Source organism: Citrobacter sp. S-77, assembly GCF_963864895.1.
In the GTDB taxonomy this organism is placed as follows: Bacteria; Pseudomonadota; Gammaproteobacteria; order Enterobacterales; family Enterobacteriaceae; genus Citrobacter; species Citrobacter murliniae.
Genome location: NZ_CAWLWU010000002.1, coordinates 659000 through 680475, shown reverse-complemented (window position 1 = coordinate 680475; position 21476 = coordinate 659000). Strand labels below are relative to the sequence as shown.

The 21476-nt window shown below is 51.3% G+C and carries 20 protein-coding genes; 2 read left to right on the top strand and 18 right to left on the bottom strand.

Translation table 11 applies throughout. The annotated features are described in order from the left end of the window. Nucleotides 1-30: 30 nt before the first annotated feature. Genes nlpE through AACS05_RS03825 form a run of 3 tightly spaced genes read right to left on the bottom strand, consistent with a single transcriptional unit; the run spans nucleotide 31 to nucleotide 1725 of the window. Complete coding sequence (nlpE, locus tag AACS05_RS03835) at nucleotides 31-729, bottom strand: envelope stress response activation lipoprotein NlpE (RefSeq protein ID WP_136345308.1); 699 nt, start codon at nucleotides 727-729, stop codon at nucleotides 31-33. 31 nt (nucleotides 730-760) lie between these two features. Beyond that, entirely contained in the window at nucleotides 761-1183 is a 423-nt protein-coding gene (gene arfB, locus AACS05_RS03830; protein ID WP_045440031.1) for an alternative ribosome rescue aminoacyl-tRNA hydrolase ArfB, read from the bottom strand. Beyond that, a complete protein-coding gene (locus tag AACS05_RS03825; RefSeq protein ID WP_045440028.1) occupies nucleotides 1180-1725 on the bottom strand; it encodes a YaeQ family protein in 546 nt (181 codons plus the stop codon). Before AACS05_RS03825 ends, arfB begins: the two co-directional genes overlap by 4 nt. Nucleotides 1726-1924: 199 nt before the next feature. On the opposite strand from AACS05_RS03825, the gene AACS05_RS03820 reads away from it, so the two are divergent. Continuing rightward, nucleotides 1925-2125 (top strand): YaeP family protein, encoded by a 201-nt coding sequence (locus AACS05_RS03820; protein ID WP_005132083.1) that lies wholly within the window; start codon nucleotides 1925-1927, stop codon nucleotides 2123-2125. Continuing rightward, nucleotides 2112-2372, top strand: coding sequence for a Rho-binding antiterminator (gene rof / locus AACS05_RS03815; protein ID WP_045440024.1), 261 nt, complete (start codon nucleotides 2112-2114; stop codon nucleotides 2370-2372). The genes AACS05_RS03820 and rof overlap by 14 nt, the downstream gene beginning before the upstream one ends. A gap of 75 nt (nucleotides 2373-2447) precedes the next feature. Here rof and tilS read toward each other — a convergent pair whose 3' ends face one another. From tilS to ispU, 15 genes are all read right to left on the bottom strand, one after another. Then, nucleotides 2448-3740, bottom strand: coding sequence for a tRNA lysidine(34) synthetase TilS (gene tilS, locus AACS05_RS03810; protein ID WP_045440022.1), 1293 nt, complete (start codon nucleotides 3738-3740; stop codon nucleotides 2448-2450). A 61-nt stretch (nucleotides 3741-3801) separates the two neighbouring features. Further along, nucleotides 3802-4191 (bottom strand): VOC family protein, encoded by a 390-nt coding sequence (locus AACS05_RS03805; protein WP_045440020.1) that lies wholly within the window; start codon nucleotides 4189-4191, stop codon nucleotides 3802-3804. 65 nt (nucleotides 4192-4256) lie between these two features. Continuing rightward, entirely contained in the window at nucleotides 4257-6395 is a 2139-nt protein-coding gene (ldcC, locus tag AACS05_RS03800) for a lysine decarboxylase LdcC (protein ID WP_045440018.1), read from the bottom strand. A gap of 99 nt (nucleotides 6396-6494) precedes the next feature. Beyond that, nucleotides 6495-7454 carry an acetyl-CoA carboxylase carboxyl transferase subunit alpha gene (accA, locus tag AACS05_RS03795; RefSeq protein ID WP_045440015.1) on the bottom strand — a complete coding sequence of 320 codons (960 nt, stop codon included), beginning with the start codon at nucleotides 7452-7454 and terminating at the stop codon, nucleotides 6495-6497. A gap of 12 nt (nucleotides 7455-7466) precedes the next feature. Beyond that, nucleotides 7467-10949 carry a DNA polymerase III subunit alpha gene (gene dnaE / locus AACS05_RS03790; protein WP_045440012.1) on the bottom strand — a complete coding sequence of 1161 codons (3483 nt, stop codon included), beginning with the start codon at nucleotides 10947-10949 and terminating at the stop codon, nucleotides 7467-7469. 36 nt (nucleotides 10950-10985) lie between these two features. After that, the gene (gene rnhB / locus AACS05_RS03785) at nucleotides 10986-11582 is read right to left on the bottom strand and encodes a ribonuclease HII (RefSeq protein WP_045440010.1); all 597 of its coding nucleotides are present in this window, start codon (nucleotides 11580-11582) and stop codon (nucleotides 10986-10988) included. After that, nucleotides 11579-12727, bottom strand: a complete 1149-nt coding sequence (gene lpxB, locus AACS05_RS03780; protein ID WP_045440009.1) for a lipid-A-disaccharide synthase — start codon at nucleotides 12725-12727, stop codon at nucleotides 11579-11581. The genes rnhB and lpxB overlap by 4 nt, the downstream gene beginning before the upstream one ends. Then, complete coding sequence (lpxA, locus tag AACS05_RS03775) at nucleotides 12727-13515, bottom strand: acyl-ACP--UDP-N-acetylglucosamine O-acyltransferase (RefSeq protein ID WP_045440007.1); 789 nt, start codon at nucleotides 13513-13515, stop codon at nucleotides 12727-12729. Before lpxA ends, lpxB begins: the two co-directional genes overlap by 1 nt. A gap of 3 nt (nucleotides 13516-13518) precedes the next feature. Then, complete coding sequence (gene fabZ / locus AACS05_RS03770) at nucleotides 13519-13974, bottom strand: 3-hydroxyacyl-ACP dehydratase FabZ (protein ID WP_003018528.1); 456 nt, start codon at nucleotides 13972-13974, stop codon at nucleotides 13519-13521. Between the two features lie 229 nt (nucleotides 13975-14203). Continuing rightward, a complete protein-coding gene (gene lpxD, locus AACS05_RS03765) occupies nucleotides 14204-15229 on the bottom strand; it encodes a UDP-3-O-(3-hydroxymyristoyl)glucosamine N-acyltransferase (RefSeq protein ID WP_003018531.1) in 1026 nt (341 codons plus the stop codon). 3 nt (nucleotides 15230-15232) lie between these two features. Then, complete coding sequence (gene skp, locus AACS05_RS03760) at nucleotides 15233-15718, bottom strand: molecular chaperone Skp (protein WP_045440005.1); 486 nt, start codon at nucleotides 15716-15718, stop codon at nucleotides 15233-15235. Nucleotides 15719-15840: 122 nt separating this feature from the next. Beyond that, a complete protein-coding gene (gene bamA, locus AACS05_RS03755) occupies nucleotides 15841-18255 on the bottom strand; it encodes an outer membrane protein assembly factor BamA (RefSeq protein WP_045440002.1) in 2415 nt (804 codons plus the stop codon). A gap of 29 nt (nucleotides 18256-18284) precedes the next feature. Further along, the gene (gene rseP, locus AACS05_RS03750; protein ID WP_045439992.1) at nucleotides 18285-19637 is read right to left on the bottom strand and encodes a sigma E protease regulator RseP; all 1353 of its coding nucleotides are present in this window, start codon (nucleotides 19635-19637) and stop codon (nucleotides 18285-18287) included. Between the two features lie 11 nt (nucleotides 19638-19648). Beyond that, complete coding sequence (gene cdsA, locus AACS05_RS03745; protein ID WP_045439989.1) at nucleotides 19649-20506, bottom strand: phosphatidate cytidylyltransferase; 858 nt, start codon at nucleotides 20504-20506, stop codon at nucleotides 19649-19651. A gap of 12 nt (nucleotides 20507-20518) precedes the next feature. Next, a complete protein-coding gene (gene ispU, locus AACS05_RS03740) occupies nucleotides 20519-21277 on the bottom strand; it encodes a (2E,6E)-farnesyl-diphosphate-specific ditrans,polycis-undecaprenyl-diphosphate synthase (RefSeq protein ID WP_045439986.1) in 759 nt (252 codons plus the stop codon). Nucleotides 21278-21476: the final 199 nt, after the last annotated feature.

Below are 21476 nucleotides of genomic sequence, written 5' to 3'. Positions count from 1 at the left end.
TGATTCTTCAGGGCCTTTTTACTTTATCGATTAATTACACGCTTTTCCTGGCACAAACTTCGCGTCTTTATCCGCCATCAGCGTTTTCACTTTCTCGCCTGTATCCGGGTTCGCCTCCAGCGTGAAATGCCCTTCCAGAGTCAACAGAACAGATTGTCCCGTTTCCGCGCGCGCGGCTAAATAGTCGCGTTCAAGCTGGGCATTATTCGCCACCGGCATACGTTTTCCCGTTGCGCAGTCGGTAAATACTGCCGCATCCGCCATGTAGAAATACATACCACGCATCGGCATTGGCGTAACCGGCAAACTGGCTGAAACCGGCTGAAGGGTATAGTTAAACTGCGACTCAATCGGATTACCTTCACGATCGAGCATCTCCAGCGCCTCACCTTTTGCCCGATAGTAAGATTTTTCGCCTTTGCTGTCTGTCAGCACCAGTTTATCGGCAGTACGGGCCCATGTCCCATATGAAGCAAACGAAGAAGGTTCATCCCGCACGCCCTGATAGCGTTCATTCATCACCCATGTTCCGTCTTTTTCGAGGAACAAAGAGGTTTCAATACCTTCGCAGTCCGCACAAGGTAATATACCGCGCCAGCTTTGCTGCATCGGTTTTAATTCTGCCGCCCGTGTCGGCTGTAGTACATCAACTTCAGTACGATTATTACAGCCGATCAAGGCAAAGAGCGTACATGCAGCCGCTACTGACAATATCGCTGTTTTCACCATGAATTCCTTATGATTTTTTTATTCCCGTTCGTCAGTCTTGCGAGCGACGAACCCTACCTCGCAGTGCCTTCACTGTGGATTTCTGCGCCTTTGATGACAACCTACGCTCTTTCGACGCGCGCGTAGGGCGAGTTGCCTGTCGGCTTTTTTGCACTGCGGTTAACTCTTTAATGACCGCCACCAGTCGGGATATTGCCGCTTCCCGGTTAAGCTCCTGGCTACGGTACTCCTGTGCCTTAATGATAATGACACCATCGCCGCTGATCAGATGATGACTGGCAGCCAGCAGACGTTCCTTATAATACTCTGGCAGGCCAGAGGCCCGAATGTCAAAGCGCAAATGGATAGCCGTCGAAGTCTTATTAACGTGCTGCCCACCTGCTCCCTGAGCCCGGATTGCCGTGATTTCCAGCTCATTATCAGGAATAGAGACATTTCGGGAGATAACAATCATGAAGGTTGCTGCCACGCGCTCAAATGAATTTCCAGATTGTTCTGAGAATCTGACAGCCAGATAGCCCCATCCTGGATAGTCGCCTGAAGCGTCATTGTTCGGCCAGCAAAGTCACTCAGTTGCGCCAGTTGCTCATCATCCAGATACCACACGGATAAATTAGCAAACTGAGAGCACTTACTTTGGTTTTGCTGCCACCAGATTTGAGCCGCACGGCTGTTATAGGCAAACAAAGCAACTTCTGCAGACTGAGTACATGCTTTCTTGATACGGCGTTCATCCGGCAAACCGAGTTCAATCCATAAATCGATACCCAGATGATCATTACGCAACCACGCTTCCGGCTCATCTTCAGCGCTTAATCCCCGCGTAAACTGTAACCGTTCGTCAGCATATTTAATCCACGCCAGCAGGCGCAGCATCATGCGTTCCTGGGTTTCTGAGGGGTGACGCGCCAGCGTCAATGCCGCGTCAAGAAACTGGTTGCGGTCAAGATCCGCCACATTGACTACGGCTTTATATATTGTCGCTTTAAGCGCCATGAGAGAACTCCTTTCGAATCAGGCGTCCATTGTAGCGAAATCTGCGCCAAAAGGCTGCTAACCAGTAGCGTGGGTGTCCTCTATCAAGGCGCTGATATTGCTTGAATGAGTATGGTATAGTCACCTTGCTAAACAGAGTTTATCTTCGTAGGCTTAGACTTGCATCCACGGTTAAGTCAGAGTGCTGACAGGAGGGCATGTGGAAAAATATTGTGAGTTAATACGCAAGCGGTACGCGGAAATTGCCAGCGGAGACTTAGGGTATGTCCCGGATGCGCTGGGTTGCGTATTGAAGGTACTGAATGAAGTGGCTGCAGACAGCGCCCTTTCAGAGTCGGTCAGGGAAAAGGCGGCATATGCGGCCGCGAACTTACTGGTGAGCGATTATGTCAATGAATGAAACGTATCAACCCATTAACTGTGATGATTACGACAATCTTGAGCTCGCCTGCCAGCACCATTTGTTACTGACGCTGGCGCTAAAAGATGGCGAAGTTCTGCAGGCGAAAGCGAATGACCTGGTTTCCCGCAAAAATGTGGAGTATCTGGTTGCAGAAGTCGCAGGTGAAACCCGTGAACTTCGCCTCGACAAAATTGCCAGCTTCAGCCACCCGGAAATCGGTACCGTGGTGGTCAGCGAATCTTAATCCCCTTTGCCGAATGGCGATGCACACACCTTATCTGGCCTACAATCCGTAGGCCAGATAAGTGCAGCGCCATCATCAGGCATGCCATAGCAGGCGCACACTCTCTTCTTCCTCAGCCATACCTTCACGCGTTACAAATACTCCCGCAGCTGCAATCAGCGTATCGCCGTAAAATAGCAACGGTGTGGTATCTCGTCGCCAGGGAGGGATCCCCTGCTCCTGCCAGATTTTTTTGAGCTTACGCCCGCCGTTACGCCCGACAATATGCAAGAGTCCAGGAGCTTTAAACCGAATACTGACTGTCTCATTCGCTCGCGGTTTTCGTAATTCGCCATCGGGAAGTAACAGCACCGTTCCCAGCCCGGCAGGCAACACCAACGGTGTTTTCGTGCATGACCATGGAATCACCGTTTCACTTTGCCCGACAACAGATTTAACCCACCACAGCTGTGACTGGTAACGACGAATTTCGTACCCGCCAAAGCACAAACGGGGTACAGCATCTTCCCGCGCCAGCGCGACTTCCTGCCAGATACGCTCCAAAGCATCCCGGGAGGGCATCGGTGCATTCAACCCAGCCAGCCAGCGACGAAGCAGCGCCGCACGCCGCACATCGCTCTTCATCATTAATGGTTCCAGTCGCAGCGTACCTTGAGCGGTGACACAGTCAGCTAAATCTTGAGCAAGTAACTCATCCAGTAAACTCTCCTGCTCGGCGCACAGCGAGGCGCTGCGGGCTGTAGCCTCCGCAAAATGCGGCCAGCGTTGTTGCAGGAGTGGAATAATGCGTAGGCGTAAGAAATTGCGGTCATAAGCATCAACCTGATTGCTTTCGTCTTCAATCCAGCTTAACGCATGCGTCCGCGCCCACTTTTCAAGTTCGTCTCGCGTTTGTGTTAGCAGTGGGCGAATAAGCCGGGTTCCGGCAAACGGTGAACTTTCACCCATCGCAGAAAGCCCAGCGGGGCCACTGCCACGTTTTAGTGCGAGCAAAAATGTTTCGCACTGGTCATCAAGATGCTGGGCGGTCATCAGTATTTCATTCGACAACAGTGTCTGTTCAAACGCCTGATAGCGTGCCCGTCGCGCCTGAGCTTCTATTCCTGACCCATCGTCCTGCAGCTGTACCCGCTCAACCACCAGTGGTACCTGCCATTGCGCACATATCGATTCACAGTGGGTCACCCATTCATCAGCGTGGGGACTTAACCCATGATGGATATGGATAGCGCGCAAGGAGACTTCAGGGTGCTGCGTTCGCCACTGCACCAGTTGATGCAACAGCACGGTAGAGTCCAGGCCGCCACTAAAAGCGACGAGGATCTGGTTAGCGTTCAGAAGTGAAGTGTTCAGTGTGAGTGTCGTCATGATAGTTGCTTACAATGGCATTGCCCGGCACGTTACCGGGCTAAAGCCACAATAACAAGACTTACAGTTCATACAGTTCAAGAGGCAATCCGTCTGGATCGTTGAAAAACGTAAAGCGCTTACCAGTAAAAGGATCGACGCGTATCGGCTCGCATTTCACATTATGATCTTCCAGATGGGTTATTGCGGCTTCCACGTTCTCAACGCTAAACGCCAGGTGACGTAAACCGCAAGCCTCTGGTCGGCTGGGGCGGCCAGGCGGAAAAGGAAAGGAAAAAAGCTCAATCACATACTGCCCATTCAACGCGAGGTCGCCTTTCCAGGAGTCACGCTCTTCACGGTAGGCTTCACTCATCAACGTGAAGCCCAGCACATCACAGTAAAATGCCTTACTGACCGCGTAATCCGTCGCAATAATGGCAATATGGTGAACCTGTTTTAATCCCAGCATAGCGTGTTTGCCTCTTTAGTTTTCTTTTCGCACATTACTCATCCGCAGTCGGTTCAGGCAAGTCGTTATGCCATTTTTAGGACTCTCACACGATACACACCGTCCTCGCCCAGTTTAGCGCCATGAATATCTGTTTCGAATCCGGGGTAATGATGGCCTACTGAACACAGCATCAGCAGGAAATCGAGTACAGCACGGCTTTCTTCAGTGATCATTTCCCCCGGCATCAGCAGCGGTACACCAGGTGGATAAGGCAGGATCATATTGGCAGAAACGCGCCCCACCAGTTGATCGAGCGTCACGGTCTCCACTTCGCCTTTAATTTGTCGCTGCCAGGCCTGATGCGGCGTCATTTTCATTTCCGGCAAGGTGTCAAATGCCCGTAGCATCAACCCGGAGAGATCATGCTGGCGGATCAAATTATGGATCCCTTGCGCCAGATCCTGAATACGCATATTGCGATAAAAATCAGGATCTTCAGCATACAAATCCGGCAGCATGTTTTTAACGCGCAAATTAAGGTCATATGAGCGTTTGAACTCAGTAAGTCCTCGCAGTAAGCCCATTGCCCGGGTTTTATCAATCCCAATGCTGAACAGGAACAACAGATTATACGGACCTGTTTTCTCCACCACGACACCGCGTTCATCGAGGAACTTTGCTACCAGCGCGGCAGGGATCCCTTCTTCGCTCATATTTCCTTGTTCATCCATTCCCGGCGTCAGAATAGTGACTTTTACCGGGTCGAGGAACATGTGGTCAGCGTCAGCATCATTAAACCCATGCCAGCCTTCATCAGGAGCGACGGGCCAGCATTCCGCTTGATCTACTTTTTCCGGCTGCCAGATATCGAAGAACCAACCGTCCGATTCTTCTCGCAGTCGCTGTACCTCTTTACGGAAATGGAGCGCGCGCTCCACCGAGCGGTTAATTAGCCGCTTACCGGGATTACCACGCAGCATCGCCGCCGCTGTTTCAATCGATGCCACAATGGGGTAGCTGGGTGAGGTCGAGGTGTGCATCATAAAGGCTTCATTAAAGGTATCTTCGTCATAATCCCCTTTAATGTGAATCAAAGACGCCTGCGACAACGCGGCCAACATCTTGTGGGTGGACTGCGTTTCAAAGATGACTTTACCTGGAACCCTCTCACCGCTCATGCCACTTTTCCCCTGGTAAATCGGATGGAAATGCGTGTAAGGCACCCAGGCAGAGTCAAAATGAATTGAAGGGACATCCAGCGTTTGTTTAATCCAGTTAGTGTTATACAACAGACCGTCGTAGGTCGAGTTAGTGATAACTGCATGCACCGGCCACTGTGCTTGCGTAGTCTCCTCTACCTTACGTGCAATACTCTCGCGGCAGAATTCGCGGCGCGGAATTCCCCCGAGGATCCCCAGCGCATTACGTGTGGGTTTCAGCCAAATGGGCACCACATCACTCATCATCAATAAATGCGCGAGAGATTTATGACAGTTGCGATCAATTAATAACGTACTTCCCGTAGGGGCGGCATACATCCCAACAATCTTATTCGACGTCGATGTGCCGTTGGTGACCATATAACTTTGCTCTGCGCCAAAGGTGCGAGCGATATACTCTTCTGCTTCCAGGTGTGGACCTGTATGGTCCAATAGCGACCCCAGCTCAGTCACAGAAATGGACACGTCAGCCTTTAACGTGTTGCCGCCAAAGAAATCATAGAACAGGCATCCCACCGGGCTTTTCTGGTACGCCGTTCCCGCCATATGCCCTGGCGTACAGAAGGTATACTTCCCTTCCTTCACATAAGTAAACAGCGCTTTGGTAAAGGGAGGCGTAATGTTATCGAGATATTCACTGGTGTACTGCCGAATACGCGTCGCTATATCTTCGGACTGACCAAGCGCATACTCAAAAAACCACAGCGCCATGCGCAGATCGTGGGCGCTGACATCCATCGTCGAATGGGTATTAATAAAAGCGTACAGTGGGAGATATTCATTTAGCTGATTGATATCGCTACACAACTCCAGGCTGTATTCATCCCAGTCAAAAATAACACCGCAAATGCGCGGATTGTGTTCGATAAATTTCAGCAGGTCGACGCTATTCTGCGGCCAGATAATCTGAAACCCCTGCTGCTGCAGCGCACGTTCAAGTTCCTTGATGGGCTCATCTTTATAAAAGACGCCATGCGGTCCCATGATGGCAATAATGTTCATGCGTTCCTCCTGGAAAAACCTTAGTTAATCATAGCCTGGTCAAACCGCAGGTAAAAAAAAGGGCCACAGTGTTGTGGCCCTTTTCAGAATAAATACAGTTTACGCGTAACCGTAGTTCATCAGACGCTGGTAACGACGATTTTTGAGCTCTTCCGTACTTAACACGTCAAGATCGGCCAGATCGGCCAGCAATTGCGCCTTCAGCGACGCTGCCATTGCTTCCGGATTACGATGCGCACCACCCAGTGGTTCCGGAACGATGGAGTCGATAAGCTTCAGCTCTTTCAAACGCGTCGCAATAATGCCCATCGCTTCTGCCGCCAACGGCGCTTTGTCTGCGCTTTTCCACAGAATGGACGCGCAGCCTTCCGGGGAGATAACTGAATAGGTGCTGTATTGCAGCATATTCACTTTATCGCCCACGCCGATCGCCAGCGCACCACCGGAACCACCTTCACCGATAACGGTGCAGATAACCGGCACGCTCAGACGTGACATTTCACGCAGGTTGCGCGCAATCGCTTCAGACTGACCACGTTCTTCCGCGCCCACCCCCGGGTAAGCCCCAGGGGTGTCGATGAAGGTGATAATCGGCATCTTGAAGCGTTCGGCCATTTCCATCAGACGCAGCGCTTTGCGATAGCCTTCCGGCGCTGGCATGCCGAAGTTGCGACGAATTTTCTCTTTGGTCTCGCGGCCTTTCTGATGACCAATGATCATCACCGGACGCCCCTCAAGACGCGCAATACCGCCGACAATAGCTTTGTCATCCGCATAGGCACGATCGCCCGCCAGCTCATCAAATTCATCAAACGCCAGGCGGACATAATCCAGGGTATATGGACGCTGTGGATGGCGAGCCAGTTGGGCTACCTGCCATGCGCCAAGATCGGCGAAGATTTTGCGCGTCAGTTCTACGCTTTTTTCACGCAGACGATGCACTTCTTCATCGATGTTAATATCCAGTTTCTCATCCTGACGGCTAACCGCAGTCAGAGAATCGATTTTTGCTTCCAGCTCTGCAATCGGCTGTTCAAAATCAAGGAAATTCAGACTCATAGTATTCCTGTATTAGTCAAACTCCAGTTCCACCTGCTCCGAACCAATAAGGCCACGGAGATCGTTTAGCAAACGATCGCTCGGAGAGACACGCCACGTTGCGCCAAAACGCAATCGCGCACGTGCATCCGCCCTCTGATAGTAGAGATGTACTGGAATTGTCCCCGAGCGGTGGGGTTCCAGAGACTGACGGAGTCGGTTTAAAAGCTGGTCATCAATTTGCCTGTCCGTCAGCGAGATAGCAAGCCCGCGAGCATATTTTTCCCGGGCTTCGTCAATATCCATGACTTCACGGGCCATCATTTTAAGCCCGCCATTGAAGTCATCAAAGCTGACCTGTCCGCTGACGATAAGTATGCGGTCTTTTTCCAGCAAATGCTGGTATTTATCCAGAGCATCGGTGAATAACATCACTTCCAGACGCCCGGAACGGTCATCCAGTGTGCAGATGCCGATACGATTACCGCGCTTGGTGACCATTACCCGCGCAGCAATAACGAGCCCCGCAGCAGTGGTAACTTTACCACGTTCTGTCGGATGCATGTCTTTCAGCCTGTGGCCTCCGACATAGCGCTCAATTTCTTTTAAATACTGATTGATAGGGTGTCCGGTCAGGTAAAGTCCTAACGTTTCACGTTCACCCTCTAATACCACCTGCTCCGGCCACGGCGTGCAGCTGGCGTAGGATTGTTCAATTTGTTCCGGCTCTTCCGCCAGTACACCAAACATATCGGCCTGACCGATAGCTTCAGCTTTCGCATGCTGATCAGCAGCTTTAAGCGCATCATTAAGCGAATTCATCAACGCAGCGCGATGCGGGCCAAGGCGGTCAAACGCCCCGGACATGATTAGCTTTTCCAACACCCGGCGATTAAGCTTCTTAATATCTGTGCGGGCACAGAGATCAAACAGCTCGCGGAAGTAGCCACCTTTATTACGCGCTTCAATGATAGCTTCAATTGGCCCTTCACCCACGCCTTTTATCGCGCCGATGCCATATACAATTTCACCGTCATCATTAACATGGAAATGGTACAGCCCGGAGTTGATATCTGGCGGCAGGATTTTTAGCCCCATGCGCCAGCATTCGTCCACCAGCCCCACCACCTTTTCGGTGTTATCCATATCGGCGGTCATTACCGCTGCCATAAACTCAGCGGGGTAATGCGCTTTCAGCCACAGCGTCTGGTAAGAGACCAGCGCATAGGCCGCGGAGTGCGATTTGTTAAATCCGTAACCGGCGAATTTCTCCACCAGGTCAAAGATTTTCATCGCCAGCTCGCCATCTACACCACGCTTTTTCGCCCCTTCTTCGAAGGTGCCGCGCTGCTTGGCCATCTCTTCCGGTTTTTTCTTACCCATTGCACGACGCAACATGTCCGCGCCGCCAAGAGTATAGCCCGACAGCTCCTGGGCTATCTGCATGACCTGTTCCTGATACAGGATAATGCCATAGGTCGGCTCCAGCACCGGTTTCAGGCACTCATGCTGCCACTGTACGTCCGGGTAGGAAATCTCTTCGCGACCGTGTTTACGGTCGATAAAGTTATCTACCATCCCCGACTGGAGCGGGCCGGGACGGAACAGCGCCACCAGGGCGATCATATCTTCGAAGCAGTCAGGCTGCAGACGTTTAATCAGATCCTTCATGCCGCGGGATTCAAGCTGGAAAACAGCTGTCGTCTCTGAACGCTGCAGCATATCGAAACTTTTTTTATCGTCGAGCGGAATGGCGGCAATATCCAGCGGTGGCTCACCGTTCTTCTTACGGCGAGCGTTTATCATCTCCAGCGCCCAGTTGATGATAGTGAGCGTACGCAGGCCGAGGAAGTCGAACTTCACCAGCCCGGCGTATTCCACATCGTTCTTATCAAACTGAGTAACCGGATGCAGCCCCTGCTCATCGCAGTACAACGGCGCAAAGTCAGTAATTTTAGTTGGCGCGATGACCACACCACCAGCATGTTTACCGGCGTTACGTGTGACACCTTCCAGCTTACGCGCCATGTCGATCAGCGCCCTGACCTCTTCATCAGCCTCGTAAATTTCAGGCAGTTGCGGCTCAGCCTCAAAGGCCTTCGCCAGCGTCATCCCCGGATCGGGTGGTACCAGTTTAGAAATACGGTCAACAAAACCGTACGGATGCCCCAGCACGCGGCCTACGTCGCGGATAACCGCTTTTGCCGCCATCGTACCAAAGGTAATAATCTGCGATACCGCGTCACGGCCATACATATCCGCTACGTGTTCAATTACCTGGTCGCGCTTCTCCATACAGAAGTCAACGTCGAAGTCAGGCATCGAGACACGTTCTGGGTTGAGGAAACGTTCGAACAGCAGGTCGAATTCCAGCGGATCAAGATCGGTAATTTTTAATGCATAAGCAACCAACGAGCCCGCACCGGAACCACGTCCCGGCCCAACGGGTACACCGTTATCTTTTGACCACTGGATAAACTCCATAACGATCAGGAAGTAACCCGGGAACCCCATTTGGTTAATAACCTGAAGTTCAATATCCAGGCGTTCATCATAGGGTGGGCGCTTCTCTTGGCGCTCGGCTTCGTCCGGGAACAAAAATGCCAGACGCTCTTCCAGCCCCTCTTTGGATTTTTTGACCAGATAGTCTTCCGTGGTCATATCACCAGTCGGGAACTGCGGCAGAAAATATTCGCCCAAACGTACCGTCACATTACAGCGTTTGGCTATCTCGACAGTATTTTGCAGCGCTTCCGGGATGTCGGAGAACAGCTCGCACATCTCCTCTTCGCTGCGCATATACTGCTGCGGCGAATAGTTGCGCGGGCGTTTCGGATCATCGAGAGTGAAACCATCATGGATCGCAACGCGAATTTCATGCGCGTCGAAATCTCCGCTTTCAAGGAAGCGAACATCGTTGGTCGCCACCACTGGCAGACCACGCGTTTCGGCCAGAGCCACTGCGGCATGCAGATAATTTTCTTCGTCTTGCCTGCCGGTGCGGATCAGTTCCAGGAAGTAGCAATTGGGAAAATGTTCTTCATAAAACGTCACGCACTCATCGACCAGTGCGCTGTTACCACGCAGCAGGCTGCGCCCGACGTCGCCCATGCGACCACCGGAAAGCAAAATTAAGCCATCTTTTAAATCGACCAGCCAGTCTTTGTCGATAACCGGCCCTTCAGCACCATAGCCACGCTGATAGGCTTTCGATATCAACAATGTCAGGTTCTGGTAACCCGTGTTATTGGCCGCCAGCACGGTCAGTTGAGTGAGCTCATCACCAAACAGTTCACTACGAACATGAAAATCAGCGCCAACAATTGGCTTAATGCCCGCGCCATGACCCGCTCCGTAAAACTTCACCAGACCACACAGGTTGGTAAAATCGGTGATCGCCAGCGCAGGCATGCCTAATGCGGCCGCCTTTTTTACCAGCGGTCCGGTTTTTGCCAGCCCATCAATCATGGAGTAGTCGCTGTGCACCCGCAGGTGGACGAAACGTGGTTCAGACATCTTCAGATTCCGGTTTACTTATTCTCGACACAAGAATCAGGACGCGAGTCCCAGTGCGCGTTTGACAGGGCCAAAGCTGCGACGGTGGTACTCTGTAGCGCCATGCTCTGCCAGCTTTTCCAGATGAAAAGCGGTTGGGTAGCCTTTGTGCTGTGCAAAGCCATACTGCGGAAAAATAATATCCAGCGCCGCCATTTCAGCGTCACGTGTGACTTTCGCCAGGATAGACGCAGCGCTGATCTCTGCCACGCGGCTATCACCTTTCACTACCGCCATCGACGGCATCGGCAATGCCGGGCAACGATTTCCATCAATCAGTACGTATTCAGGCGTAATATGCAGACCTGCAACCGCACGCTGCATAGCCAGCATGGTGGCATGCAGGATATTCAGCTCGTCAATTTCATGCGGTTCCGCTCGCCCAAGGCTCCAGCTTAACGCCTTGTCCTTGATTTCATCGTAAAGTGACAGACGACGCTTTTCCGACAATTTTTTGGAGTCGTTGAGCCCGACAATCGGACGCGCAGGATCAAGTATAACGGCCGCAGTCACAACGGCTCCCACCAAAGGACCGCGCCCCACTTCATCCACACCCGCCACTAAATGCGTATGTGGATAAACAAATTCAATCATTGTGCTAACTCCAGGACAGCATCCGCCGCTTGTTCATCGGCATTGCAACGGATCTGCTGGTGCAGTTCACGGAAAGTGTCATGCATCGCATGGCTGGTTTTACCATTGGCGAGCAACGGCAACAGCGCTTGTGCCAATGCATGCGGTTCACATTCATCCTGCAGCAGCTCTTTAACCAGTTCTCTTCCCGCTAACAAGTTCGGCAGAGAAACATAATCGGTTTTCACCAGACGCTTCGCCAGCCAGAACGTGAAGGGTTTCATACGATAGCCGACAACCATCGGACACTTCGCCAGCATGCACTCCAGCGCAGCCGTACCAGAGGCCAGCAACGCAGCATCGCTGGCAACCATGGCTTCACGTCCCATTCCATTAAGCATATGTACGGAAAGTTCTGGAGCCACTTCAGCCTTGATGCGTTCAAACTGCTCTCGGCGTTTGGTATTGACCAACGGAACCACGACTTCGAGATCCGGGTATTGTTGACGTAATAGCTGCGCTGTTTTCAGAAAATCAGCGCTGAGCATTTCCACTTCTGCACCACGACTTCCCGGTAGCAATGCCAGACAGTGCGCATCATGAGGAATACCCAGAACATCACGAGCCGCATTTTTATCAGGATCCAACGGCATGGCATCCGCCATGGTGTGACCGATAAAGCGGCACGGGACGTTAAATTTGTCATAAAACGCTTTTTCGAAAGGCAGAAAGGCCAGCACCATATTGGTGGATCTGCCTATTTTGAAAACGCGTTTCTGTCGCCATGCCCAGACGGAGGGGCTGACGTAATGAATGGTTTTAATGCCCTGCTTTTTCAAATTTCCTTCGAGGGTAATGTTGAAATCAGGCGCATCAATACCGACAAAAACATCCGGCTTGAGATCGGTGAAACGGCGAGTCAGATCAGCGCGGATATGCAGCAAACGGCGCAGGCGTCCAAGCACTTCAACAATGCCCATTACCGCCAACTCTTCCATTTCGTACCAGGCTTCACAGCCTTCAGCCTGCATCAGCGGACCTGCAACGCCAATAAATCGCGCATTGGGGACGCGAGCCTTGAGTGCTCGAATTAATCCTGCACCAAGAATATCGCCGGAGGTTTCTCCGGCGACGAGGGCAATCGTTAAAGGACGCTGCTCAGTCATTAACGAATCAGACCACGCGTTGAGCGCTCAAAGAAATCGCTAAAGGCCTGAACATCGGGGTACTGCTTCGCCAGTTCGGCGATTTCCGGTTTCGCTTCGTCAAGCGTTTTGCCGCTGCGGTACAACGCTTTATAGGCATTGCGGATCGCAGTAATCGCTTCGCGAGTGAATCCACGACGTTTCAAACCTTCAATGTTGACGCCAAACGGCGTCGCATGGTTGCCCTGGGCAATAACGTATGGAGGAACATCCTGGGCAACGCCAGAACAGCCACCAACCATCACGTGCGCGCCAATGATGCAGAACTGATGCACCGCTGTCATGCCACCGATGATAACAAAATCATCCAGCGAAACATGTCCGGCAAGCGTGGCGTTATTCGCCAGAATGCAGCGGTTACCCACCGTACAATCGTGCGCGACGTGCGCGTTGATCATCAGTAAGTTATCACTGCCCACCTTCGTCAACCCACCGCCCTGCACTGTGCCACGATGAATGGTGACGCTCTCGCGGATGCGGTTACGATCGCCAATTTCCACACGGGTCGGTTCGCCAGCATATTTCAGGTCCTGGTTCACTTCACCGATGGAGGCAAACTGATAGATCTCGTTATCGCGACCAATCTTGGTATGACCATTCACGACAACGTGAGACTTCAGTACGGTACCCTCACCAATTTCAACATGGGGTCCAACAATACAAAATGGGCCAATGTGAGCATTAGCGCCAATGCTGGCACCATCTTCTACAATGGCAGTTGGGTGAATAAAGGCGGATTTATCAATCACGTATCAGGCCTCCCGGCTACGGGCACACATCATTGTTGCTTCGCACACAACTTTACCGTCGACCAACGCAACCCCTTTAAAACGGGTCAGGCCGCGGCGCGTTTTCTCGAAAGTCACTTCCATGATCATCTGATCGCCTGGCACGACAGGACGCTTAAAGCGTGCCTCATCAATTCCTGCGAAGTAATACAGTTCGCCCGGCTCTAGTTTTCCTACGCTTTTAAACGCCAGAATACCCGTTGCCTGTGCCATCGCTTCCAGAATCAGCACACCAGGGAAAATCGGTTTACCCGGGAAGTGGCCCTGAAAGAAAGGCTCGTTAACGGATACATTTTTCACTGCGCGCAGAAAACGACCTTCTTCAAAATCCAGCACACGGTCAACCAGCAGAAACGGAAAACGGTGCGGCAGAAGTTCTAAAATCTCTTCAATATGCAGAGTATGAGTGTTAGTAGTCAAAATACTCTTCCTGTCAAAATATACTAAAAGGCAATAATAACACGGCCTGTCGCAATCGCATGAATGTGACAGGCCGTAAAAGGATGGCACGTACATACACTTTATCTTTCAAGCTGCCGCTTTGTTGGCTGCCTTGGCTCACTCCAGTCACTTACCTGCGCAAGCTCCCGGGATTTCACTCAATTGCCGCTTCAATGCAGCTTGAACGATGTTGTGTACAGGTGGAACGTTAGTCTTGTTGATTAACCTTGCGCTCAATTGCTTTGAGGCGCTTGCTCATATCATCAATATTCATCACCAGTGCAGCTGTTTTACGCCATACCTTGTTGGGTTGTAGCGGAATGCCTGAGGAGTAGACGCCAGGTTCAGTAATAGGACGCATCACCATACCCATGCCAGTTACCGTGACTTTGTCGCATATTTCCATATGCCCATTGATCACGCTGGCGCCGCCAATCATGCAGTAACGGCCAATCTTCAGGCTACCCGCCATAATGACGCCACCGGCTACAGCCGTATTGTCGCCAATCACAACGTTATGCGCAATCTGGCACTGGTTATCAATGATAACACCATTGCCGATCACGGTATCGTCCAGTGCGCCACGATCGATTGTCGTACAGGCACCAATCTCGACGCGATCGCCAATAATGACGCGACCAAGCTGCGGGATCTTCACCCAATTACCACGATCGTTTGCATAGCCAAAGCCGTCAGATCCGACGACTGTGCTTGACTGGATCAGGCAATTCTCACCGATCTGAATATCGTGGTAAATCGTCACATTGGCCCACAAGCGTGAACCTGCACCGATTTTTGTGTTTTTTCCGACGAAGCAACCTGCGCCGATAACCACGTTATCGCCCAGCTCTACGCCTGACTCGATGACCGCATTTGCGCCAACAGAGACATTATTACCCAGCTTCGCCGTCGCATCGATCACTGCACTGGGTGCAATATTTTGTGCAGGCTGAGGCGTGGTATCTAAAATTTGTGCCATTCGTGCATAGGTCAGGTAGGGATTCTTCACTACCAGCGCGGCACTCTTAGCAAAAGGAAGATCGTCCTGCGTCATCACAACGGCAGAAGCCTGGCATACGCCTAAATGTTCACGGTATTTAGGGTTTACCATGAATGTGATATTGCCAGTTTGCGCAGATTGCATGGACGCTACGCCGGTGATGACGATATCGCCATCACCGTGTAATTCTGCATCCAACTGCTCTGCTAAATCAGCCAGTCGAATTGAAGGCATTACTTATTTAACCTGTTTCAGTACGTCGGCGGTGATGTCTTTTACATCGCTGCTGTTGTATGCAACGGTGTTCGCGTCAACGACCAGATCGATGCTCTGGCTGCTAGCGACAGATTTCACAGCAGTCTGGATACGAGTAACCAGTTTGCCACGTTCTTCGTTGGAACGACGTTGACGATCCTGCTCAAAAGCCTGCGCTTTCTGAGAGAAAGTCTGGCGCTGTGCCATAACGTCTTTTTCCAGCTTGGTACGATCGGCACCCGCTTTCATAGATTGCAGACGCTGCATTTTAGATTGCAGATCGGATTCCATACGCTGCAGTTCGCTGGCGCGGCCTTTGAACTCGTTTTCCAGCGTATTAGAAACACCAGTCTTTTGTGCAACCTGTTGGAACAGGCTACCCATATTGACGATTGCAATTTTGTCGGCAGCCTGTGCAGACGTTGCCATCGCTAAACCGAGACCTGCAGCTAATAACCACTTTTTCACAATAAACTCCTTACCATCCCATTTGCATCCGAAGATGCAGTTCTTTGCGTGGCCAGGCGATCCCATGCAAGATCGCCTAAAGTCATCGCTACACAACTCTTACATTCCTTTGTGAAGAACAATTACCAGGTTTTACCAATGTTAAACTGGAACTGCTCTTTTTTGTCTCCCTCATAATCCTTAAACGGCTGGGCGTAGGAGAAGACCAACGGCCCCAATGGGGACATCCATTGTAATGCGATACCTGCAGACATACGGATATTGCTCGGATCGCTGTAGTCTGGATAACCAGAATACTTCGCGGAATCCCAGTTAGTATCCCAAACGGTACCCATATCCCAGAAGAAGGAAGTACGGACCGAGTTGGCATACTTGTCGCTAATAAACGGCGTCGGAGTAATAAACTCCAGGCTGGCGACAGCCATGGCGTTACCGCCCACAGCATCATCCGATTTACACGGTGCAGTATTGGTAGTGTCACACTCGTTGTCATAATCGTCATCATTATTATAACGATTAGCCGGTAAATAGACGGCTTTCGGACCGATAGTGTTCGACTGGAAGCCACGCACAGTACTGGAACCACCGGCATAGAAGTTCTCATAGAACGGCATCTCTTTGCCGCCTATACCGTCACCGTAACCCCACTTAGTACGACCCAGAACAACCCATTTATGGTCGTCATCGATCGGCACATAGGTCGCAGTATCCAACGTCGCTTTGTAGTATTCGTTATCAGAACCAGGAACCGTTACTTTACCGTTCAGGTTGACACGCGTACCTTCCGTTGGGAAGTACCCACGGTCCAGCTTGTTGTATGTCCAACCGTAGTTGAAGGTGAAATCGTCCGATTTGAAGCTATCAGCATCAGGATTCTCACCCATGGAAACCAGATATCGCTGCATCGCAACCTGTGGATCCATGTTAGACAGGGAGTTATGCACATAACCCAGACCCGCACGCAACGTATTGTATTCGTTGATCGGGAAGCCCAGCGTTACGTCTGTACCATAACTTTTGTTGGTATAGTCGGACAGATCCGCATCATCCGCTTCAAAGTCGTTATAGAAGACGCGACCACCAAGGCTGACACCATCAACGGTGAAATACGGGTTGGTAACAGACAACTCAGTATAGGTCTGATAGTCGTTTTTGGTGCCGTTAATACCGACCGAATAACCGGTACCTAACCAGTTATCCTGCTGAACGCCCGCCTGGAAGCTAACGCCGCTCTCTGTACCGTAACCGACGCCGAAGTTGAAGCTACCGGTGTTACGTTCTTTCACCTTATAGACCACATCAACCTGATCCGGACTACCCGGAATACGCTGAGTATCAGTGTCCACGGTTTCGAAGTAGCCCAGACGATTCAGACGTTCTTTACCCTGATCGACCAGATCGCTACCCAACCACGCGCCTTCCATCTGGCGCATTTCGCGACGCAGCACGGAATCTTTAGAGGTGTCGTTACCTTCAAAACGGATCTTACGAACATAGAAACGGTTACCCGCATCCACATTTACACGTAATTTTACGGTTTTGTCTGCATCGTTGATTTCAGGTTGCGACTGTACACGCGGGTAGGCATAACCGTAGCGACCCAGAAGCTTCTTGATATCATCTTCCATTTTGGTCACTTTGGTGCCGTTATAGAGTTCGCCCGGCTCGATTTTCGTCAGGGTCTCAATCTCGGCAGAGTGTCCGGCAAGGTTACCGCTCACTTGCACCCCAGAAAGTTTGTACTGCTCGCCTTCTGTGATGTTGACAGTGATATAGATACCTTTCTTATCCGGCGTCAGGCTGACCTGCGTGGAGTCAATGTTGAAACGAGCGTAACCGCGATCCAGATAGTAGCTGCGCAGGGTTTCGAGATCGCCCGCCAGTTTCTGTTTCTGATATTTACGATCGCCTACGACGTTCCACCACGGCACTTCATCACGCAGTTGGAAGTGAGAGATAAGCTCGTCGGTTGTAAAGGCGTGGTTACCGACGATATTGATCTGTTGGATCTTCGCCGATACACCTTCCTGGAACACCAGTTTGAGATCAACGCGGTTACGCGGCAACGGTGTTACCACCGCTTTCACACTGGCGCTGTACTTACCGACGCTATAGTAGAAATCTTCCAGGCCTTTTTCGATATCGGCAAGGGTTGTGCGATCAAGAGATTCGCCAACACGCACGCCAGACGCCTCGAGGTTCTGCTTAAGCATGTCGTCTTTCACCGATTTGTTACCGGAGAAAGTAATGCTGGCAATCGTCGGACGTTCTTTTACCTGAACCAGAAGGGTATCACCATCGCGCAGGACGCGGACATCCTCAAAGTTTCCGGTGGCGAACAGGGCGCGAATGGTATTACTGATGTCTTCATCATTAACCGTGTCGCCTGTACGCACCGGCATACTAAGGAGAGCCGCACCAACGGCGACTCGCTGTAGGCCTTCGAAATGAATGTCCTTCACTACGAACCCTTCAGCACCGTATACGGTGGCGCTGCTAAACAGCAGCGACGCTATGAGCAACTTTTTCATCGCCATCGTTATTATGCGTTCTTCCTAACACTCTCTTACAACCGAGAGAAATCATTGAAAAGTGCAAGCCCCATTAACAACACCAGCAAAATAGAGCCAATGCGATAACTAAAGTCTTGAACCCGCTCGGATACCGGACCGCCCTTCAGCTTTTCAATCGCCAGGAACAGCAGATGCCCCCCGTCAAGAACGGGCAACGGAAACAGGTTGATTATCCCTAAGTTCACGCTGATAAGCGCAAGGAACATCAGGTAATAAATTACCCCGAACTCCGCTGACATCCCAGCCCCCTGGGCGATAGAAATCGGCCCACTGAGGTTGTTCAGTTTTACATCACCGGTAATCAATTTTCCCAGCATACTGACCGTCAGCTTCATCAGCTGCCACGTTTTATCCGTGGCTTCGAGGATGGCGCTGAACGGCCCATACTGGCGTACAGTCTTGTACTCATCAGGCAGAGGGATAATTTTAGGCACAACGCCCGCAAAACCTTCCGCCTTTCCATTACCCGGTTTGGTATCCGGGATTAATGTTAAAGACAAGGGACTCCCCTGCCTTTCAATTTCGAGCGCTAACGGCTTACCTGGATTATCGCGCACCAACATCACGAACGTCATCCATTGCGTTAGCGGTTGACCATCGACTTTAACGATCCTGTCGCCAGCTTGCAAACCCGCCTTGCTTGCAGCGGAGTTAACCTGCACTTCTGACAGCACCGGTTCAATCTGCGGACCGCGCGGGCGAATCCCCAGACTAGAGACAGGATCCTCTTTATCTGGCTCAAATGCCCAATCGCGCAGATCCAGCGTTTTGTCCTGTCGCTGGTTGCTGCCAAACTGCGCCACGCTGATGGTCGTATGCTCATCGCCGATTTTGGAGACCAGCTGCAACCGCACAGTATCCCAATCTGGGGTTTCGATGCCATCAACAGCTTTTAGTTCCGTACCAGGCAAAATTTGCGCCTGAGCGGCGATCGAATTAGGTGTGATCTCACCAACAACCGGACGCACACCAGGGACACCGATGATAAAGACCAACCAGTAGGCAAAAATAGCAAAGATGAAGTTTGCAATTGGGCCTGCAGCGATAATGGCAGCACGTTGCCCAACTGTTTTATTGTTGAAGGCGTGGTGGCGCAGCTCCGGTATAACCGGCTCAGCACGCTCATCCAGCATTTTGACGTAGCCGCCGAGTGGGATCAGGGCGATGACGTATTCAGTACCCAGTTTATCGGTACGACGCCAAAGCGCTTTTCCAAAGCCAATGGAAAAGCGCTCGACACGGACTCCACAGCGCCGGGCAACCCAGAAATGACCAAATTCATGCACAGTGATAAGCACACCGAGTGCGACGATGAATGCAGCCAGATTCCAGAGAATACTCAGCATAAGACCATCCGTTAGAGTGTCCTGAATACCAGTAACAACAGGCAAGCAAAGACCGGTACTGCAGCCGTCAGGCTATCAATGCGATCCAGAATACCACCGTGCCCTGGGATTAAGTGACCACTGTCCTTAATACCTGCTTCACGCTTAAACATACTCTCGGTCAAGTCACCCAACACGGAGGCCAGGGCTGCAACGATAGAGCAAATGAGCAAGGTGACAGGCGCAACATCAAGATTCGCCCACATACCATAACCCCATGAGATCACAGCAGCAGTGGCGAGTCCGCCAATAAAACCTTGCCAGGTTTTACCAGGAGAGACCTTCGGCGCCAGTTTATGCTTGCCAAACAGCTTTCCAAACATATACGCACCAGAATCCGCTCCCCAGACGAGGATCATGACATAGAGCAGCCATACCGCGCCACTATAATGATTCTCATCATAATGCCAGGCTCGTAGCGCCAGCATTCCCCAAAAGAAAGGGACAATGGTTAAGATGCCGAAAATTATGCGTAATACCTTTGAATTACGCCAGACTGCCGCTGAACCGGGGTAAAATAACACCAGTAATAGCGCTACAGCCCACCAGCCTAACGACGCCCAAAGCGACAATTCAACCAGCGGCTGGTGAATATTGTGATGATATTCAGGCAGCAAAAACAGCATCAGTGCCAGCAGTAGCCCACACAGAACCGCCAGCCAGACTCGCTGCGTGCGAGTGGCAAAACCGCTTAACTGTCCCCATTCCCAGGCTGCCAGCATACAAACGACCAGCGTAACAATGGCGAACCCCACCGGCGGCAACAAAAACAGCGCCGCGATGACCACGGGTATTAAAACAAAAGCAGAAATCAGGCGATACTTCAGCAAAAGCGACCCCCATCAGGCTTTTTCATCACCGGGTTCGGTGCCGCCGAAACGACGCTCTCGATTAGCAAAGGCATGCAGCGCACCTTCAAAGTCTTGTTCATCGAAATCGGGCCAGAGAACATCCGTAAAGTAAAGCTCGGCATAGGCAATTTGCCACAGCAGAAAATTACTAATGCGGTGCTCTCCCCCAGTCCTTATTACTAAATCCACCGGAGCCAGCTCATGCATGCAAATTTGTTGACCAAGCTTCTCTTCATCAATTTGCTCAGGACGCAGCAGACCTTCCTGCACCTGTTGTGCCAGTTGTCTGACTCCCTGGACAATATCCCACCGTCCACCGTAATTCGCAGCAATATTCAGCGTTAACCCGGTATTTTGGGCGGTAAGCGCTTCCGATTTGCGGATCCGTTCTTGCAAACGTGAGTTAAATCGACTGATATCCCCGATAATACGCAGACGAACGTTATGGCGGTGCAGGTTTTTCACTTCGCTATCAAGCGCCCACACGAACAATTCCATTAACGCGCTCACTTCCTGCGCAGGTCGGTTCCAGTTCTCACTGCTAAAGGCATACAGCGTTAACGCATCAATACCGTTATTGGCAGCAAAAGAGACAGCCCGGCGGACGGATTTTGCTCCGGCCTTATGCCCAAAGGCGCGAATCTTCCCTTGCTTTTTCGCCCAGCGGCCATTGCCATCCATAATAATGGCTACATGGCGGCAGCCATGTGCTGGCAAATTTTCGCTTAATGGTTGAGTTGCAGACAACATAACGCGTTTTTAGTCCCTGAAAGGATTTTACGGTACTCAGGAATACTGAAGCCTTTTGCTCTTCATCCTTCAGGCTGCCTCTGTGTTAGCTGCGCTCATTCGCCCCAGCCACATACTGATTGTATGCTCCTGGGAACTCATTCACTTGCCGCCTTGATGCAACCTGAATGATTTTGTGTATCCACAAAAAAGCCGTGTC

Excerpts from the sequence above, each read along its gene's own strand:
- ldcC (WP_045440018.1), bottom strand. The coding sequence starts at position 6,395 with ATGAACATTATTGCCATCATGGGACCGCATGGCGTCTTTTATAAAGAT.
- bamA (WP_045440002.1), bottom strand. The coding sequence starts at position 18,255 with ATGGCGATGAAAAAGTTGCTCATAGCGTCGCTGCTGTTTAGCAGCGCC.
- nlpE (WP_136345308.1), bottom strand. The coding sequence starts at position 729 with ATGGTGAAAACAGCGATATTGTCAGTAGCGGCTGCATGTACGCTCTTT.
- AACS05_RS03805 (WP_045440020.1), bottom strand. The coding sequence starts at position 4,191 with ATGCTGGGATTAAAACAGGTTCACCATATTGCCATTATTGCGACGGAT.
- rnhB (WP_045440010.1), bottom strand. The coding sequence starts at position 11,582 with ATGATTGAATTTGTTTATCCACATACGCATTTAGTGGCGGGTGTGGAT.
- accA (WP_045440015.1), bottom strand. The coding sequence starts at position 7,454 with ATGAGTCTGAATTTCCTTGATTTTGAACAGCCGATTGCAGAGCTGGAA.
- ispU (WP_045439986.1), bottom strand. The coding sequence starts at position 21,277 with ATGTTGTCTGCAACTCAACCATTAAGCGAAAATTTGCCAGCACATGGC.
- AACS05_RS03825 (WP_045440028.1), bottom strand. The coding sequence starts at position 1,725 with ATGGCGCTTAAAGCGACAATATATAAAGCCGTAGTCAATGTGGCGGAT.
- rseP (WP_045439992.1), bottom strand. The coding sequence starts at position 19,637 with ATGCTGAGTATTCTCTGGAATCTGGCTGCATTCATCGTCGCACTCGGT.
- tilS (WP_045440022.1), bottom strand. The coding sequence starts at position 3,740 with ATGACGACACTCACACTGAACACTTCACTTCTGAACGCTAACCAGATC.
- lpxD (WP_003018531.1), bottom strand. The coding sequence starts at position 15,229 with ATGCCTTCAATTCGACTGGCTGATTTAGCAGAGCAGTTGGATGCAGAA.
- dnaE (WP_045440012.1), bottom strand. The coding sequence starts at position 10,949 with ATGTCTGAACCACGTTTCGTCCACCTGCGGGTGCACAGCGACTACTCC.
- lpxB (WP_045440009.1), bottom strand. The coding sequence starts at position 12,727 with ATGACTGAGCAGCGTCCTTTAACGATTGCCCTCGTCGCCGGAGAAACC.
- rof (WP_045440024.1), top strand. The coding sequence starts at position 2,112 with ATGTCAATGAATGAAACGTATCAACCCATTAACTGTGATGATTACGAC.
- arfB (WP_045440031.1), bottom strand. The coding sequence starts at position 1,183 with ATGATTGTTATCTCCCGAAATGTCTCTATTCCTGATAATGAGCTGGAA.